3 protein-coding genes are annotated in these 4,036 nt (G+C 46.1%); 1 reads left to right on the top strand and 2 read right to left on the bottom strand.

From position 1 onward, the window contains the following. Positions 1–1,597, bottom strand: a 1,597-nt coding sequence (locus AC4E7D_RS12520; RefSeq protein WP_490174125.1) for an FG-GAP repeat domain-containing protein, incomplete at its 3' end; no start/stop codon positions are given. Positions 1,598–1,832: 235 nt separating this feature from the next. Between AC4E7D_RS12520 and AC4E7D_RS12515 the strand changes: the two genes are divergently transcribed. Further along, positions 1,833–3,167: a serine hydrolase domain-containing protein gene (locus tag AC4E7D_RS12515; RefSeq protein WP_490174124.1), complete on the top strand. Its 1,335-nt coding sequence runs from the start codon at positions 1,833–1,835 to the stop codon at positions 3,165–3,167. Positions 3,168–3,378: 211 nt separating this feature from the next. On the opposite strand, the gene AC4E7D_RS12510 is transcribed toward AC4E7D_RS12515, so the two are convergent. Beyond that, on the bottom strand, positions 3,379–4,036 hold a 658-nt coding region (locus AC4E7D_RS12510; RefSeq protein ID WP_490174123.1), incomplete at its 5' end, for a 1,4-dihydroxy-2-naphthoyl-CoA synthase.

Here is a 4,036-nt window from a genome sequence, read left to right as displayed (position 1 = left end):
CAATAGCATCGGGATTGGACCCCTGGTACAGCAGTTTAACCTTTAAGTAATGGGCTTCCCCCGAATTGGTCAAATTTTCATAAAGCAAGGCAGGCATATCTATATTATTGATCACCATGTCCAGGTCGCCATCATTATCCAGGTCAGCCACAGCGCTGCCATTGCTGTAGGTAGGCTTATCAAATCCCCATGCTTTGGTAGTATTTGTAAAACTTAAGTCTCCCTGGTTTTTGAAGGCGTAGTTCGTCAGGGGTATACCCGGTGTAGTATTTATTTCATCAATTTGCTTTTTGATACTGGAGCCCGGATTTACAAAGGGGGAATATTCGTTGTAATTGATGTAATCCAGATTGCCCAGTTCGCGCCTGAAACCATTGGTAACATGCAGATCTTTAAATCCGTCGTTATCAAAATCCGCAAAGAGAGGACTCCAGCTCCAGTCAGTACGCGAAACCCCTGCAAGGTGACCGATTTCCGAATAGGTCCCATCCCCATTATTGAGCTGCAGGACGTTCCTAGTAAACTGGGGGTGGTACCCCAGTTTCAGGACCATCTGATAAAAATTGTAGTTGGTAGTATTGACCAGTAGCTTTTCACGAAAACTGTCCTCGGGCAACATATCCAGCGTATACATATCGAGCAGGCCGTCATTGTTGATATCAGCCACATCGTTTCCCATACTGGCATAGCTGGTGACTTCAAAAGCAGATTTCAAAGCATTTTCAAAGGTTCCATTGCCCTTATTGATGTAGAGGATGTCATTGGTGATAAAATCATTGGTCACGTAAACGTCTACCCAGCCATCTCCATTAACATCAGAAGTATTTAGCCCTAAGCTATATCCTTCATAAAGGATCCCTGCTTCTTTTGAGACCTCTTGAAACTTACCATTTCCAAGGTTTTCATAGAGTTTATCGGTGCTTTTTGCTTCTCCATTAATCGCTGGTTTTTTAACCCGGTTCATGTAAAACAGGGTAAAATCCGTGGGATTGATCGCCATAAAGGCGTCCAGGTCCCCGTCCCGGTCATAGTCAAAAAAACTGGTATGTGTGGTTTGGGCCTTTTCATCTAACCCATAGGCTGCTGCCCTTTCCGAAAAGGTATTGTCCCGGTTGTTAATGAATAACAGGTTTTCATTTTTGCCAGCGCTCACAAAACCGGACACAGAAAGGTAGATATCGTCATAACCATCGGCATTGATGTCCACCACGGAAATCCCCGTAATCCAGCGATCTGTGGCTACACCTGCCTCGTCCGTTATGTCTTTGAACTTAAGCCCTCCCTGATTCAGATAGAGCTTGCTGCTTACCTGATTTCCACCGAGAAAGAGGTCCGGTAAGCCATTGTTATCCACATCGAGTATACCTACCCCGCCTCCGGTGTAAAAATTGGAAAACATCAGCATATTATGATCGTAGCTTTCCGTCAGGGTATTTTCAAACTGAATCCCGCTTTCTTTAGGTGCTACTTCCCTAAATAAGGTATCCGACTTTTTGTCAATACAAGAAAAACTAACCGCCATGAGTATAGCGCTCATCATCCCTAACCGCAATCTAAACCCCAATCTATTGGGGCGCGTATCAATAATTCCCGACATTTTAATTTGGTTTCCCGATATCCAAATATACCCTTAAAAATTCTTAGTTATGCTACCTATTAGGCCTATTCGATGCAACTATCCTTTGGGGCAATATAGAAGGTATAACTCGTCCACATTCCACTCCTTACACTCCTCAACGCTCTAGTATTAATTAATTATCCCAAACAAAGGGCTGAGAAAAACAACTTTCTTTATCTTCGTTAGCGTCCTAAATAATTCAGGGCGAATATTTATGAAATCAAGAAAACGACTTCTGGTAATACTAATAGCTGCCTTAGTAGCTGTAGCGGTATTCCAGTACCCCAAGCTTACCATTATTTCCGGCTATGCGGCCAAGAACATGGCCTCTACCTTGTTTATTTCGGGCCGAAGCGAAGCCTCAGTTGTGGAGAATGACAACAATGTGCCGCTTATAAAATTGGCAAGTACTGAGGTCAACACAGCGGAAAACAGTGTTGCTGCAAGAGTAATACGTTTGATGAAGCGCAAGGCCATTTGCCGGGAAGGTTTGGGATGTGCCCTGCTAATCGATGGGGCCAGGGATGCCATCAACACCGCCCGCCCAGAGAGGGAATTCCTTAGCAGCCCCCTCCCCTTCCCCTATGGAAATGGAGCGCCCAGAGACAGTTTTTTTTCCGAAGTAGACTACCAACAACTGGAAATGGCCCTGGACCTTCCGTTTGAAAATGAAGAAGTGCAAAAAACAAGGACACTGCTGGGAGTGTATAAGGACCATATAGTCGCCGAGCGCTATGTGGATGGCTTTGGACCGGATACCCCGATACTGGGCTGGTCCATGAGTAAAAGTGTCCTTGGGACGCTTTTCGGTATACTGGAATACCAGGGAAAGGTTGATTTGGATCGTCCAGCCCCAGTAAAAAGCTGGCAAAACGATCCCAGAAAGGATATTACCCTGAACCACCTGCTGCGAATGCAGAGTGGTTTGGAATGGGATGAGGATTACACGGAAATCTCAGATGTTACGCGTATGTTGTTCCTTTCAAAGGACATGACCAAGGTGCAGGAAAGCAAAGAGGCTGTGGGTGAGCCAACGGAAATCTGGAATTATTCCTCCGGGACCTCAAATTTACTATCAGGCATACTGCGCCAACAATTTTCACAACACCAGGACTATCTGAATTTCCCATATAAAGAGTTGATCGATAAGATGGGTATGTCCAGCATGCTTATAGAAACAGATCTTAGTGGAAATTTTGTAGGGTCTTCATATACCTGGGCCAGTACCCACGATTGGGCTAAGTTTGGTCTGCTCTACCTACATGAGGGCAACTGGAATGGGGAACAGCTTTTTGATGCCTCCTGGGTAAAGTACGTTACCACACCTACAGCCCATTCTGACGGCACCTACGGGGCGCACTTCTGGTTAAATGCGGAAGGCAAGTATCCCGGAGTACCGCGTGACCTCTACTCGGCAAATGGCTACCAGGGACAATATGTATTCATCATCCCCTCCAAAGACCTCGTTATAGTGAGGACTGGGTTGGCAGAGCCACCAGATTTCGATCTGGATAACTTTTTAAAGGAAGTTGTAGCTGCTTTTCCCTAGGTTACAAAACAGCAAATAACACAAATCCACCCCTTCACCACAGAATTCCCTACCCTCACAACAATAATTTCCTTTGCCGGGTATTAGGAAGTAAGTTTACTGTGTAATTAATCAAGGAGTTAATTTTTTCATTTTCATATAGTGTTCTCGTAAAAGGGTCCTGATCGTAAAGACAGGGCTCTTTTTGTTTTCCCACCTCCTTCCCTCCTGATTAGGGAATCCATTTATCCTTGCCAAAATTGGGTTTGCGTTTTTCCAGAAACGCATTCCTGCCTTCAACGGCTTCATCTGTCATATAGGCCAGGCGGGTAGCTTCGCCCGCAAACACCTGTTGGCCCACCATCCCATCATCTGTAAGGTTCATGGCAAACTTCAGCATCTTAATGGATATCGGGGATTTTTCCAGGATTTCCTGAGCCCATTCGTAGGCCGTCTCTTCCAGCTCCTCATGGGGAATTACGGCATTGACCATTCCCATTTCATAAGCTGCCTGCGCGGTATAGCTCCTCCCCAGGAAAAAGATCTCCCTGGCTTTTTTTTGCCCTACCAGTTTCGCCAGATAGGCCGATCCGTACCCCCCGTCAAAACTGGTCACATCGGCATCGGTCTGCTTGAAAATAGCATGCTCCTTACTTGCCAGGCTAAGGTCACAAACCACATGCAGGCTGTGCCCGCCCCCGACAGCCCAACCCGGAACCACGGCAATGACCACCTTGGGCATAAAGCGGATCAGGCGCTGTACTTCGAGAATATTCAAACGATGATAGCCATCTTCCCCTACATAGCCTTTATGCCCTCTCGCCTTCTGATCGCCACCGCTGCAAAAAGCGTACACCCCATCTTTTGGTGAAGGGCCTTCTGCAGATAAC

The sequence above is a fragment of the Lentiprolixibacter sp. genome (assembly GCF_982873095.1).
The sequence above is the reverse complement of the archived record's forward strand: the minus strand, read 5'-3'. Positions and strand labels throughout refer to the sequence as shown.